Consider the following 12,381-nt stretch of genomic DNA (forward strand, 5'->3'; position numbering starts at 1 on the left):
CGGGCGCGTCAGCGACGGGCAACCGCGATCCTGCGGAGAGTTGCGTCGCTGGTTGAATGGTAGATGATTGCCGGACGGGAATTGAAATTCATGGCAAAAACTCAGGCAGTGAAACAGGCCCTTGTCTATTGTTCGTGGCCGATGGTGTTTTTCTTCGGCCTTGTCGGCTCCTATTTCGCCTTCAACAGCAGCCATCCCATCATGGCGTTTCTCTGCGTCTATGCGGGCGCGGTGTTGAGCCTGTTTCTCCTGGAACGTTATATCCCCTATGAGGTTCAGTGGCTTCAGGGCGATGGCGAAACCGCGACCAGCATTGGCCACACCCTGTTGACCAAGGGCCTTGTCCAGCTTGCCGCCGTTGCGGGAGCAATCTTTCCGATGCTGACCGCCAATGTGCTGCAGCCGCTTGCGGCGATGCGGTTCAATCTGTGGCCCTCCGACCTGCCGATGATCATTCAGGTCGCACTTGCGGTCACCATCGCTGAATTTGGCCTCTACTGGGCGCACCGTATCGCGCATGAGACCGTGTTCTTCTGGCGTTTCCATGCCCTGCACCACAGCGTTGTCCGGCTCTGGGTGGTCAATACCGGTCGCTTTCATGTGGCGGATTCGCTCTTCAAGATCGCGCTCAGTCAGCTTCCGCTCTATTTGATGGGCGCACCCTTGCACGTTTTCTGGTGGCTTGGCGCCGTTACCGCCTTCATCGGCATTCTGACCCATTGCAATGTCGATATGAAAACTGGCCCGCTGGACTATGTGTTCAGCACACCGCGGCTGCACCGCTGGCATCATTCCAAGGAGCTTCCCGAGGGAAACACCAATTACGGCGAGAATCTCGTCATATTCGACCAGCTGTTCGGCAGCTATTTCAATCCCGATCGCCCCTCCTCCACCAATATCGGTATCAAGGGGCAAATTGCGAAGGGCTTTCTGCCCCAGCTTTTTCAGCCCTTCACCAAGGAAGGCGTTCGCCAGATCATCGGTCGAAACACAAAAGACAATTCAGGCGAAACGCCCGGCATGTGAGGTTGGAGCATTCTTGTTTTTCTCCGAAACGCGAAAACGCTCTAGTCGAAGAATATGCCCAGCTCAGAGCGCAGTTTCTTCGTCAGGCCGGCCGCAACCAGTTCATAGGAGCGGCGCACATAATGCTCCAGCTCCTCTCGCTCGAGCGGTGAATGGTCACCGATCGATATCCATTTGCGTTTGGCAAAATAGGGCGCCTGACCGATGCCTTCCAGCGAGGTGAGGATTTCGAAACTTTCCTCCGAACATTTTACCACCAGACGCCAATCCACCCGCTCACCCAGCACGGCAAAGACCTTGTCGCCGACCTTCGCGACATGGGAATCCCATTGATCGACAAAGCGTACACCCGGCCATTCGCCCAGCACTCTGTCGAATGTCTTGCGATCGAACAGGCTCATGCGAGTTTCTCCGCAATAAGGGCTGCCAGACGTTTTGCGACGTCGGCCTTGTCGAGATCCGGCCAGGCCTCAATACCGTCCGCCGATATGATCTTCACGCTGTTGCGATCTCCGCCCATGATGCCGGTTTCAGCCGAGACATCATTGGCGACAATATAATCCGCGCCCTTGCGCTCCAGCTTGGCGCGGCCGTTCTTCTCAACATCCTGCGTTTCGGCGGCGAAACCCACCACCAGCTTCGGCCGCTTTTCGTGGTGGCCGACGGTTTTCAGGATATCGGGGTTTTCCGTCAATTGCAGCGCGGGCGGTGCATCGCCCGGCTGCTTCTTGATTTTCTGTTCCGATGAACCTGTCACCCGCCAGTCAGCGACGGCGGCGACCATGACCGCAATATCCACCGGGAGCTTTGAGATCACCGCATCACGCATCTCTTCGGCACGCTCGACATGGATCGTTGTGACTCCAGCCGGATCGGCGAGGTTGACCGGGCCTGAGACCAGCGTCACCTCCGCCCCCAGTTCCGCGAGAGCCGCCGCAATGGCGTGGCCCTGCTTGCCCGACGAGCGGTTGGCTATATAGCGTACCGGATCGATCGGCTCATGCGTGGGACCGGAAGTGACGATGGCCTTCCTGCCCTTGAGTGGTTGGGAACCATTGTCCAAAAGCGCCTCAACGGCCTCGACGATCTGCAACGGCTCCGCCATCCGGCCAAGACCCGCCTCGCCCCTCTCCGCCATCTCGCCTGCCATGGGGCCGATAAAAAACACGCCGTCTTTTTTAAGCACCTCGACATTGCGGGCCGTTGGCTTCGCCGTCCACATTTTCGGATTCATGGCGGGCGCGATCAGCACCCTGCGGTCAGTCGCGAGAAGGATGGTGGAAGCAAGATCGTCGGCCAGGCCATGCGCCATCTTGGCCATGAGATCGGCAGTGGCGGGCGCGACCAGCACGAGGTCGCAGTCGCGCGCCAGCCTGATATGGCCGACATCCTGCTCGTCCTGTCTGGAAAAAAGCTCGGTGAAAACGTGGGTGGCAGACAGCACGCCGACAGCCAGCGGGGTGACGAATTCCTGGGCGCCCTTCGTCATGACCGGCGTCACCTTCGCGCCGCGCTCTTTCAGGCGGCGGATGAGATCGAGGCTCTTATAGGCCGCGATGCCGCCGGAGATGATGAGGAGAATATGTTTGCCTGAAAGCGTCATGATGCCGGACCAGTTTCCCGTTTCACCGGAAAACTAAGCCCTTGGCATTCAAAGTGCAATCCGGCTGATATCACGCCGCCTTGGCGACGTGATATTCCTTGATCGCAACCATCTTGATCGCCGGAAAACGCTCGGACTCATAGCGCAACGAGAAGGCGTCCTGCGCCAGAAACACCGGATCGCCATCCAGATCGCGGGCGATATCACCGCGCTTGACGTTGAGGAACTTATCCATCTCCGCCGGCTGATCGGATGAAATCCAGCGGCAGACGGAAAAGCGCGACATTTCGAAGGAGACCGGCAGGCCGTATTCGCCCATCAGCCGTTCTTTCAATACGTCCAGCTGCAGCGCGCCGACGACGCCGACGATGGCTGGCGAGCCGTCTTCCGGCGAGAAGAGCTGCACGACGCCCTCTTCCGCCATCTGCTGCAGGGCTTCCTTCAGCTTCTTCGCCTTCATCGCATCTTCGAGCCGCACGCGGCGCAGGATTTCCGGCGAGAAGTTCGGAACGCCCTGGAAAACAAGGTTTTCACCCTCGGTCAGCGTATCACCGATGCGCAGCGTGCCGTGGTTGGGGATGCCGACCACATCACCCGCAAAGGCCGTATCGGCGAGCTGGCGCTGCGAGGCGAAGAAGAATTGCGGCGCGGTGAGCCCCATTTGCTTGCCGGTGCGCGACAAACGCGCCTTCATGCCGCGCTCCAGCTTGCCGGAGCAGATGCGGGCAAAGGCGATGCGGTCGCGGTGGTTGGGGTCCATATTCGCCTGAATCTTGAAGACGAAGGCCGTCATCCTGTCTTCGGCCGCATGCACGGTGCGGGTATCCGCCACCTGATCGCGCGGCGGCGGTGCGAAATCGCCGAGTGCATTGATGAGGTCGCGCACACCGAAATTGCGCAGCGCCGAACCGAAGAACACTGGCGTCATGTGGCCTTCAAGAAACGCCTGGCGATCGAAGGGACGGCAGGCTTCCAGCGCCAGTTCTGTTTCTTCGATAAAGACCTTGCGTTCATTTTCCGGCAGCCGATCGGCAACCGCCTGCGGGCCGTTGACCGAAAGGCCTTCCACCTGCGTATCATTGCCACGAAAGGTGTTTTCGGCGAGATTATAAGCGCCGCAGAAGCTTTTCGCCCGTCCCACCGGCCAGGTGATCGGCGCAGTATCAAGCGCCAGCTTTTCCTCGACCTCATCCAGAATCTCGAAGGGATCGCGGCTTTCGCGGTCCATCTTGTTGATGAAGGTGATGATCGGAATATCGCGCATGCGGCAGACTTCGAAGAGCTTCAGCGTGCGTGGCTCGATACCCTTGGCGGCGTCGATGACCATGATCGCCGCATCCACCGCCGTCAGCGTGCGGTAGGTATCATCGGCGAAGTCTTCGTGGCCGGGCGTATCGAGAATGTTGAAGACGCGGTCGTTATATTCGAAGGTCATGACCGAGGTGACGACCGAAATGCCGCGCTCGCGCTCGATCTTCATCCAGTCCGAACGGGTCTGGATGCGATCCTTCTTCGCCTTCACTTCACCGGCAAGCTGGATCGCTCCGCCGAACAGCAACAGCTTTTCGGTAAGCGTCGTCTTACCCGCGTCCGGGTGCGCGATAATAGCAAAGGTGCGGCGGCGGGAGACCGCCTCGGCAAGTGTTTCGGCCATCTGACAAATCCTGTGAATTGCGGGCTATCTAGCGTTTCAGGCCCGCATTTGCAATTGACCTTGCCGCGATCTGCGCAAACTAATGCCGCATGACCGTTCAAAATGACAATCGCCCCCCTCTTCGCCTCGTCCGCCTCGCCAATGGTGCAGGCCTCGAATTGCCGTCCTATGAAACCGGTGGTGCTGCCGGCATGGACCTGCGCGCCGCGGTGCCTGCAGATCAACCGCTAACGCTGAAACCCGGTGAACGGGCACTGGTGCCGACCGGCTTCATCTTCGAAATTCCCCAAGGTTACGAGGCGCAAATCCGCCCCCGCTCCGGCCTTGCCATCAAGAACGGCATCACCTGCCTCAATTCTCCCGGCACGGTGGACAGCGATTATCGCGGCGAAGTGAAGGTCATTCTCGCCAATCTGGGGCAGGATGATTTCACCATCGAGCGCGGCATGCGCATTGCGCAGATGGTAATTGCGCCGGTAACACAGGTCACCGTGAGCGAAGTGACGGAAACCTCCGAGACGGCGCGTGGCGCCGGTGGTTTTGGCTCGACCGGGGTCTGACCGGCAACCAGCATGATCGATTGTTTTTACCCGGCAATTTCGCTATTGATTTAGCGGATTTTCCGGGAAACATGATCATGACACTGACGACCCTTCTGGCCTATGCCACTGCCCTCTTCATCGCCGCCGCCATTCCCGGCCCCGGCATGACGGCAATCGTGGCGCGGGCGCTGGGTTCGGGCTTTCGGGAAACCTTCTTCATGGGCCTCGGGCTGGTGCTGGGCGACATGATCTACCTGACCGGCGTAATACTGGGGTTGGCCTTCGTGGCGCAGACATTTCAGGAAGCCTTCATGGTGCTGAAATTCGCCGGTGCGGCCTATCTCCTCTATATCGCCTGGAAGCTTTGGACCGCCGGCCTTTTGCCGCAGGACCTGAAGGCGAAAAAAAGCACCAGCATGCCGATGTCCTTCCTGTCCGGCCTGCTGATCACCCTTGGCAACCCGAAAACCATGCTGTTTTATGTGGCGCTGGTGCCGACGCTGATCGACATCCGCATGATCGGCCCGTCGGAATATGCGACACTCCTCGCCCTCACCTTCGTCGTGCTGATGGCCGTTCTGTTGCCCTACATCCTGCTTGCGGCCAAGGCACGCAACCTCCTGAAACGGCCGAGCGCGCTGACGATCCTCAACCGCACGGCGGCGGGCATTCTGGCCGGAACGGCGACCATGATCGCCATCCGCAGCACCTAAAATAATTTCGTGCATTTACCCAGTTTATCGTGAAATTTTTCCGGTAAACCGGCCATATAAGGATGAACGTTCGCTAGCCTGACAGGGCGATTGCTCCTATTCTGCCGCTCAAATCTTGCGGCCACTATTCTGTGGCCTTCATACAGGAGAGCATCATGCCCGAAGCCAGAAAGCCCGGACGCGGACGCGTCTATTCCTCGATTACGGAAACAATCGGCGATACGCCGATCGTGCGGCTGGACAAGCTGGCGAAAGAAAAGGGCGTGAAGGCCAACCTGCTTGCCAAGCTGGAGTTTTTCAACCCCATCGCCTCCGTGAAGGACCGCATCGGTGTTGCCATGATCGAAGCGCTGGAAGCGCAGGGCAAAATCACTCCCGGCAAAACGACACTGGTGGAGCCGACTTCGGGCAATACCGGCATCGCGCTTGCCTTTGCTGCCGCGGCCAAGGGCTACAAGCTGATCCTGACCATGCCGGAAACCATGTCGGTCGAGCGTCGGAAAATGCTGGCCCTGCTCGGTGCCGAACTGGTGCTGACCGAAGGTCCGAAGGGCATGAAGGGCGCAATCGCCAAGGCGCAGGAACTGGCCGAGACGCTTCCCGACGCCATCATACCGCAGCAATTCGAAAACCCCGCCAATCCGGATATTCACCGCAAGACGACGGCGGAGGAAATCTGGAACGACACCGACGGCACGGTCGACATTCTCGTTTCCGGCATCGGCACGGGTGGAACGATCACCGGCACGGGTCAGGTTCTGAAATCCCGCAAGCCGGAAGTGAAGGTCATTGCGGTGGAACCCGCCGACAGCCCGGTGCTCTCCGGTGGCAACCCCGGCCCTCACAAGATCCAGGGCATCGGCGCTGGTTTTGCACCCGCCATCCTCGATACCGGTATCTATGACGAGATCGTCACCGTCACCAATGACGAGGCTTTCGAAATCGCGCGTCTCGCGGCAAGGCTCGAAGGCGTGCCTGTCGGCATCTCCTCGGGTGCAGCATTGGCGGCGGCAATCAAGGTCGGCGCGCGCGAGGAAAATGCCGGCAAGAACATCGTCGTCATCGTTCCTTCCTTTGCGGAGCGTTACCTTTCGACGGCGCTGTTCGAAGGTCTTGGGCTCTAACGACCCCATCCGGTACGCGCGATCGCGGACCAAGGAATCGAGATTTATCATGCCGCCGGTACCGCTGGCGGCATAAGCCTTTCAGAACGCCCGCATTCGGCTGAATTCACGCGATGCGCTTCATATCGTGCTTTCGCATCGGCCTATCGAGAAGGGGCGGAGCTTTTTCAGAGGCTGCCTCCAAACTCTTCCAAAAAAGCGCGCAAACATCACGGCTCTAAGCCGCTGTCGGCAACCTCTCACCCGCGATACGATAGGACACGGCTTCCGCCACATGAATGCGGCCGACCGTTTGTTTGCCGTCCAGGTCGGCCAATGTTCGCGCGACCTTCAGAATACGGTGATAACCGCGTGCGGAAAACTTCAGCCGTTCTGCGGCATCGCGCAACAATTGCAGCCCGGACGCATCCGGCTCGGCATATTTTTCGATCAGGGTCGTCGTGCAGCGGGCATTGGTACGGATGGCAGGAAACCCCGCCGCCGCATAACGCTCCTGCTGGGCGAGGCGGGCATTGGCGACACGGGCGGCAACCACCGCGCTCGGCTCGGACGCGACGGGGCGGATGAGATCAGTGGCGGAAACGGCAGGAACATCAATACGGATATCGATACGGTCCATCAGCGGACCGGAAATGCGCCCCTGATAATCGGTCACGCAACGCGGACCTCTGGCGCAGGTGAAGCCCGGCTCTCCTGCCATGCCGCACCGACACGGGTTCATCGCTGCGACGAGCTGGATTTGCGCCGGATAGCTGACGCGGTGATTGGCCCGCGCGATGATACATTCACCCGTCTCCAGCGGCTGGCGCAAAGCATCCAGCACCTGCGGCGAAAATTCCGGGAATTCATCCAGAAAAAGAACGCCGTGATGGGCAAGTGAAGCCTCGCCCGGTCTGGCGCGCAACCCGCCACCAATCAAAGCCGCCATGGTGGCGGAATGATGCGGCGTGCGGAACGGCCTGCGGTCTGAAAGCTTGCCGCCCGACAATTGGCCGGCGATGGAATGAACCATGGACACTTCCAGCAGCTCTGCCGCCTCGAGCGGCGGCAGGATGGACGGCAGACGCGCGGCAAGCATGGATTTGCCGGAGCCGGGTGGACCGACCATCAGCAGATTATGGCCACCAGCCGCTGCCACTTCCAGCGCACGTCTGGCGCTTTCCTGTCCCTTGATATCCGCCAGATCGGGCAGATTGACCGGACTGGTCCGGATGGCGGGCACGGGGCGCGAAAGCAGCTGCGTGCCGCGAAAATGATTGGCAAGCGCTATGAGGCTGCGCGGGGCAAGGATATCGATGCCGGCACCGGCCCAGGCCGCTTCCGGACCGCTTTCAGCCGGGCAGATCAGGCCCTTGCCGAGAGCGTTGGCGCCGATGGCCGCCGGCAGCGCGCCAGAGACCATGCCGATGGTGCCATCGAGATTAAGTTCGCCGAGAACCACATATTGGCCGAGCGCCTCTGCCGGTATGGCGCCCAAAGCGGCCATGAGCCCCAGAGCAATTGGAAGATCGAAATGCGAGCCTTCCTTTGGCAGATCGGCAGGCGCGAGATTGACGGTCACCTTTTTTGCCGGAAGCGCCAGACCCGAAGCATGTAGTGCCGCCTGCACCCGCTCCCGGCTTTCGGCCACCGCCTTGTCCGGCAGGCCGACGATCTGGATGCCGACCTTTCCGGGTGCGACCATGACCTGCACCTCGACGGGCACACCCTCTATGCCCTGAAATGCAACCGTATTGACCTTCGCCACCATGGCCTGCCCCCGCAAACCGGCCACGACATCAGAGCTTCATGCCCTGTGGCGGCCACCCGCAAGCAACGTGCCATAAGGCAAAGAATAAAACAAGAACATCCGGTGAACAATTTCACGCGGGCGATGTATTTTAGTTGTATCTAGTTGCACCCACGGAACAAACGGAGTTCGATCGGAAATCGCCTCAGAAATCCTGAGCTTCGCGCTTTTTCTCGATGGCGTCCCACAACAGGCTTGCCACATCGGCACCGCCGAATTTCTGCACCTCACGAATGCCCGTCGGTGAGGTGACGTTGATCTCCGTGAGATAATCGCCGATCACATCGATACCAACAAAAAGGAAACCACGCTCGCGCAGGGCGGGACCAATGCGGCGGCAGATTTCCTTCTCGCGCGCCGTCAGTTCCGTCGGCTCTGGCCGGCCACCGGCATGCATGTTGGAGCGGGCATCGTTTTCCGCCGGCACGCGGTTGATTGCGCCCACCGGCTCGCCATCCACCAAAAGGATGCGCTTGTCGCCCTTACGGACGTCAGGCAGATATTCCTGGGCGATGTAAGGCTCACGGAACATCTGGCCGAACATTTCCAGCAGCGAGGAGAAATTGCGGTCGTCACGCGCCGAATGGAAGACACCCGCACCGCCATTGCCATAAAGCGGCTTGAGGATGATATCGCCCATTTCATTGCGGAACCGGGCGATCTCGGCCACGTCCTTGGTGATCAAGGTCTTCGGCATCAGATCAGCGAATTCAGTGACGAAAATCTTTTCCGGCGAGTTGCGCACCCAGGCGGGGTCATTGACAACAAGCGTCCTAGGATGAATACGCTCCAGCAGATGGGTGGAGGTGATATAGGCCATGTCGAATGGCGGATCCTGACGCAGATGGATGACATCCATGGTCGAAAGATCAACGCGCTCCGGTTCCGACAGCGAGAAATGGTCGCCCTTTATGTCGCGCAACTCCATCTGCTCGACGGTGGCGTAAATCTTGCCGTCACGCATGGAAAGACGGTCGGGCGTATAGTGGAACAGCCGGTATCCACGCGCCTGCGCCTCAAGGCTCATGGCGAAAGTGGAATCACCGGCAATGTTGATGCCGGAGACATGATCCATCTGGATCGCGACGTTCTTGATCTTCGCCATGCGCATGTTCCTCTTGCAGCATAGGGATGCCCTGCGGCCCACAATGCCCATTGTCCCGTCTTTTCAAGCTTCCCGGCAAGCCCGGGAGAGACCCGGAAATGCTTCAGAAAACCCTGAAGATGTAGGGCAGCGACCATTCAAACGCAACTGCTGCAAGCGGTGCTTTGTGTGAGTTTTATTGAACCTTCACAATTCCCCCGACGGAGCCGGAAGGCCCCGTCGTTTGAATTGTTTTACCGTTTCAGGCCGCCAGCTTGTAGGAACTGCCGGAAAACAGCTTGTTCTTGACGCGATAGGCCAGCGCCAGCGCCCGGGGGAATGGACGACGCATGAAGGCAACCTTGCGGACATAGTCATCCACCCGCCAGGTGGCCCATGTTCCCGCCCGGAAATAGGCGACGTCGCCAACCCGCAGGATGCTGACCGAACCGTCTTCGGCCGTCACATGCACCTCGCCTTCCAGAATATAGACGGTTTCATCCCAGCCGAAGAACCAGCGGAATTCACCGGCCGTGCAATCCCACATGGCGGTGCTGGAAGCGCGGTCACCGCTTCGGGAATGATCGGCCGCGCGCGCCTGGGGATCGCCGGAGATGATCCAGTCAGGATTGATGGGGGCTGGCTGAAGTCGCAGATCGGTGCAGGATGCGCTGACAACGGCCTCGTCTTTTACTCCGCGCAGATAGGCCGGCAATATTGGCATCGTGCGGATCGCCATGGTTGCAGCCGCCGCGAACATCATTTTGAACGACATATGAGAAAACCCCCGTGAAATATTGGAGGTCTTCTATCATCGGGATCGTAACAAAGCGGTTTTGACAATCGGCGCAATTTTAGTCATCGCGCCGATTTCTTCCGACGTGATCAGGCCGTTGCCAGCTGAGCGGACTGTACCTGGACCTGCTCCGCCTTACCGGCGATGCGCTTGCCGGTTTCGTTGGAGAAGAAGTGCAGTTTTTCCGGCGCTATCGTTACCGACAATGCAGCCGGAACCTCGACATCCGGCGGGAAAGCCACTGTCAGGTTCTGATCGCCGATCATGCCATGCACGAGGCGCTGCGAACCCAGCTCCTCGATATAATCGACGCGCAGCGCAAGGCCCTGCTCGCCCGCCGCGGCAATGCGGAAATCCTCCGCCCGCATGCCCACCGTCACCGACCCCGAAGCGGGGGCAAAACCGTTCAGTGCAAACAGTGACGGACCGATGGCGAGGCTATCGCCATGCAGTTCGGCATTCAGCAGGTTCATGGCGGGAGAGCCGATGAAGCTGGCGACGAAGGTGGATGCGGGGGTGTGATAGACATCAAGCGGCGCGCCGATCTGTTCGATGCGGCCGCCATTCAGCACTACCAGACGATCAGCCAGCGTCATGGCCTCTAGCTGATCATGGGTGACATAGATGGAGGTGGTGCCGAGGCGTTTTTGCAGGCGCTTGATTTCACCGCGCATCGAGACGCGCAGCTTGGCATCGAGGTTAGACAGAGGCTCATCGAACAGGAAGGCAGCCGGTTTGCGAACGATGGCACGGCCCATGGCGACACGCTGCCGCTGGCCGCCGGAAAGGGCGCGCGGTTTGCGATCCAGATAGGGTTCGAGCTGCAGCATACGGGCGGCTTCGGCCACACGTTCATCGATCTCCGTCTTCGGCGTCTTGCGGTTCTTAAGCCCATATTCCAGGTTCTGACGCACCGACATATGCGGATAAAGCGCGTAATTCTGGAACACCATGGCAATATCGCGGTCGGCGGGATCAGCCTGGTTGACCACCCGGTCGCCGATCTTCACCGTGCCTTCGGAGATGTCCTCGAGCCCGGCAACCATGCGCAGGAGCGTTGACTTGCCGCAGCCGGAGGGGCCGACGAGAACGATGAACTCACCATCCCTGATGTCGATATCGACGTGATGCACGGCGCGCACGCCGCCATGATAATCCTTGCAGACCTGACTGATTTCTATAGCGGCCATTTCGGTCTCCTTATTTATCGCTCTCGGTGAGGCCCTTGATGAACCAGCGCTGGAATACGATGACGATCAGCACCGGCGGCAGCATGGCCAGAACGGCGAGCGCGAAAGCTTCGTTGTAATCGGGAATTTGCGAACCAACCCAGACCTGCAGGATCGACTTGATGCCGCGCATCAGGGTGAAGAAACTCTCATCCGTCGTCATCAGCATCGGCCAGAGATACTGGTTCCAGCCATAAACGAACATGATGATGAAGATCGCCGCCATCATGGTGCGCGAAAGGGGGATGATGACATCGATGAAGAATTTGAACGGCCCTGCCCCGTCGATACGGGCGGCCTCCAGCAATTCTTCCGGAATGGATTTGAAGAACTGCCGAAAATAGAAGGTGCCAGTTGCAGACGCCAGAAGCGGCACGATCAAGCCGGTATAGGAGTTCAACAGGCCAAGTTTGCTCATCACCTCGTAGGACGGCATGATGCGCACCTCAAGCGGCAGGAGCAGCGTCGTAAAAATGATCCAGAAGGCGAGTGTGGCAAAGCGGAAGCGGAAATAGACGATCGCATAGGCCGCCGTCATCGACAGCACGATCTTGCCAACGGCAAAACCAATGCCGAGGATCAGCGAATTGAGCACCATGTTGAGGCCGGTAATCTGCCCGGTGAAGCCGCCCTTCTGGGTCAGGACCTTTTCATAGGTTTCGACGAAATTGTCGCCCGGAATGATCGCCAGGCCGCTGCGATGGATTTCCGCCGCCGTATGCGTGGATGTCATGAAAGCCACGACAACAGGCAATATCAGGAACAGCGCGCCTGCTATCAGCACCAGATGGTCGAGGGGTTTTGTCTTGTACATCGTCTTT

Annotated in this window: 12 protein-coding genes; 4 read left to right on the forward strand and 8 right to left on the reverse strand. The window is 59.2% G+C overall.

The annotated features are described in order from the left end of the window. Positions 1–90: 90 nt before the first annotated feature. A complete protein-coding gene (locus M0412_RS11420; RefSeq protein ID WP_142840901.1) occupies positions 91–1,026 on the forward strand; it encodes a sterol desaturase family protein in 936 nt (311 codons plus the stop codon). 41 nt (positions 1,027–1,067) lie between these two features. On the opposite strand, the gene M0412_RS11425 is transcribed toward M0412_RS11420, so the two are convergent. From M0412_RS11425 to M0412_RS11435, 3 genes are all read right to left on the reverse strand, one after another. Continuing rightward, positions 1,068–1,427 carry an MmcQ/YjbR family DNA-binding protein gene (locus M0412_RS11425; protein WP_142840900.1) on the reverse strand — a complete coding sequence of 120 codons (360 nt, stop codon included), beginning with the start codon at positions 1,425–1,427 and terminating at the stop codon, positions 1,068–1,070. Beyond that, positions 1,424–2,629: a bifunctional phosphopantothenoylcysteine decarboxylase/phosphopantothenate--cysteine ligase CoaBC gene (gene coaBC, locus M0412_RS11430; RefSeq protein WP_269700209.1), complete on the reverse strand. Its 1,206-nt coding sequence runs from the start codon at positions 2,627–2,629 to the stop codon at positions 1,424–1,426. Before coaBC ends, M0412_RS11425 begins: the two co-directional genes overlap by 4 nt. 70 nt (positions 2,630–2,699) lie before the next feature. After that, positions 2,700–4,283: a peptide chain release factor 3 gene (locus tag M0412_RS11435; protein WP_052820301.1), complete on the reverse strand. Its 1,584-nt coding sequence runs from the start codon at positions 4,281–4,283 to the stop codon at positions 2,700–2,702. 89 nt (positions 4,284–4,372) lie between these two features. On the opposite strand from M0412_RS11435, the gene dut reads away from it, so the two are divergent. From dut to cysK, 3 genes are all read left to right on the forward strand, one after another. After that, complete coding sequence (gene dut, locus M0412_RS11440; RefSeq protein WP_269700212.1) at positions 4,373–4,843, forward strand: dUTP diphosphatase; 471 nt, start codon at positions 4,373–4,375, stop codon at positions 4,841–4,843. A 77-nt stretch (positions 4,844–4,920) separates the two neighbouring features. Continuing rightward, positions 4,921–5,538 carry a LysE family translocator gene (locus M0412_RS11445; RefSeq protein ID WP_046799448.1) on the forward strand — a complete coding sequence of 206 codons (618 nt, stop codon included), beginning with the start codon at positions 4,921–4,923 and terminating at the stop codon, positions 5,536–5,538. A gap of 155 nt (positions 5,539–5,693) precedes the next feature. Continuing rightward, a complete protein-coding gene (cysK, locus tag M0412_RS11450; protein WP_142840897.1) occupies positions 5,694–6,662 on the forward strand; it encodes a cysteine synthase A in 969 nt (322 codons plus the stop codon). Positions 6,663–6,879: 217 nt separating this feature from the next. Here cysK and M0412_RS11455 read toward each other — a convergent pair whose 3' ends face one another. The 5 genes from M0412_RS11455 to ugpE all read right to left on the reverse strand — a co-directional run bounded on the left by M0412_RS11455 (position 6,880) and on the right by ugpE (position 12,374). Beyond that, entirely contained in the window at positions 6,880–8,412 is a 1,533-nt protein-coding gene (locus tag M0412_RS11455; protein WP_142840896.1) for a YifB family Mg chelatase-like AAA ATPase, read from the reverse strand. A 184-nt stretch (positions 8,413–8,596) separates the two neighbouring features. Then, a complete protein-coding gene (gshB, locus tag M0412_RS11460) occupies positions 8,597–9,556 on the reverse strand; it encodes a glutathione synthase (RefSeq protein WP_142840895.1) in 960 nt (319 codons plus the stop codon). A 241-nt stretch (positions 9,557–9,797) separates the two neighbouring features. Further along, positions 9,798–10,310: a cupin domain-containing protein gene (locus M0412_RS11465; protein ID WP_142840894.1), complete on the reverse strand. Its 513-nt coding sequence runs from the start codon at positions 10,308–10,310 to the stop codon at positions 9,798–9,800. A 110-nt stretch (positions 10,311–10,420) separates the two neighbouring features. Continuing rightward, positions 10,421–11,521, reverse strand: coding sequence for a sn-glycerol-3-phosphate import ATP-binding protein UgpC (locus M0412_RS11470; protein WP_142840893.1), 1,101 nt, complete (start codon positions 11,519–11,521; stop codon positions 10,421–10,423). A 10-nt stretch (positions 11,522–11,531) separates the two neighbouring features. Beyond that, positions 11,532–12,374 (reverse strand): sn-glycerol-3-phosphate ABC transporter permease UgpE, encoded by an 843-nt coding sequence (gene ugpE / locus M0412_RS11475; protein ID WP_142840892.1) that lies wholly within the window; start codon positions 12,372–12,374, stop codon positions 11,532–11,534. Positions 12,375–12,381 lie beyond the last annotated feature (7 nt).

The sequence above is a fragment of the Agrobacterium sp. O3.4 genome (assembly GCF_041414895.1).
Taxonomy (GTDB): domain Bacteria; phylum Pseudomonadota; class Alphaproteobacteria; order Rhizobiales; family Rhizobiaceae; genus Agrobacterium; species Agrobacterium cucumeris.

Coding starts and splice junctions, on each gene's coding strand:
- coaBC (WP_269700209.1), bottom strand. CDS start 2,629: ATGACGCTTTCAGGCAAACATATTCTCCTCATCATCTCCGGCGGCATC.
- gshB (WP_142840895.1), bottom strand. CDS start 9,556: ATGGCGAAGATCAAGAACGTCGCGATCCAGATGGATCATGTCTCCGGC.
- M0412_RS11465 (WP_142840894.1), bottom strand. CDS start 10,310: ATGTCGTTCAAAATGATGTTCGCGGCGGCTGCAACCATGGCGATCCGC.
- M0412_RS11435 (WP_052820301.1), bottom strand. CDS start 4,283: ATGGCCGAAACACTTGCCGAGGCGGTCTCCCGCCGCCGCACCTTTGCT.
- dut (WP_269700212.1), top strand. CDS start 4,373: ATGACCGTTCAAAATGACAATCGCCCCCCTCTTCGCCTCGTCCGCCTC.
- M0412_RS11445 (WP_046799448.1), top strand. CDS start 4,921: ATGACACTGACGACCCTTCTGGCCTATGCCACTGCCCTCTTCATCGCC.
- cysK (WP_142840897.1), top strand. CDS start 5,694: ATGCCCGAAGCCAGAAAGCCCGGACGCGGACGCGTCTATTCCTCGATT.
- M0412_RS11420 (WP_142840901.1), top strand. CDS start 91: ATGGCAAAAACTCAGGCAGTGAAACAGGCCCTTGTCTATTGTTCGTGG.
- ugpE (WP_142840892.1), bottom strand. CDS start 12,374: ATGTACAAGACAAAACCCCTCGACCATCTGGTGCTGATAGCAGGCGCG.
- M0412_RS11425 (WP_142840900.1), bottom strand. CDS start 1,427: ATGAGCCTGTTCGATCGCAAGACATTCGACAGAGTGCTGGGCGAATGG.
- M0412_RS11455 (WP_142840896.1), bottom strand. CDS start 8,412: ATGGTGGCGAAGGTCAATACGGTTGCATTTCAGGGCATAGAGGGTGTG.
- M0412_RS11470 (WP_142840893.1), bottom strand. CDS start 11,521: ATGGCCGCTATAGAAATCAGTCAGGTCTGCAAGGATTATCATGGCGGC.